General features: G+C 55.4%; 1 protein-coding gene. It reads left to right on the top strand.

The features are described from left to right. Positions 1-219: hypothetical protein (locus tag QN347_RS20310; RefSeq protein WP_323494477.1), on the top strand; the 219-nt coding region annotated here is incomplete at its 5' end. Positions 220-258: the final 39 nt, after the last annotated feature.

Raw genomic sequence — 258 nt, 5'->3', positions numbered from 1 at the left:
ATCACCTCCCTCATGCTCGACTCCTCCCTGTTCGGAGACCCGGCGTGGGGCCCCAGCTGGAACCGCAAGGAACTCACCGACGGGTACATGCCCGAGATCACCGCCCTGCAGGTCGACGGCGACAGGGACAACCCGAAGCATATTTATTCTGATAGCTGGAGCTACGAGATCTTGAGTTTCGTGTTGGCATTCTGCGTCGTTATGGTATGCTGGTTTTAGGTGACCGGTTTTTTGTTTGCGTTGGTTGGGTTGGATATC

Origin of the sequence: Sphingomonas sp. 10B4 (assembly GCF_035019905.1) — a bacterium.
GTDB classification, from domain to species: Bacteria; Pseudomonadota; Alphaproteobacteria; order Sphingomonadales; family Sphingomonadaceae; genus Sphingomonas; species Sphingomonas glacialis.
This window is presented reverse-complemented; position numbering and strand designations above follow the sequence as displayed.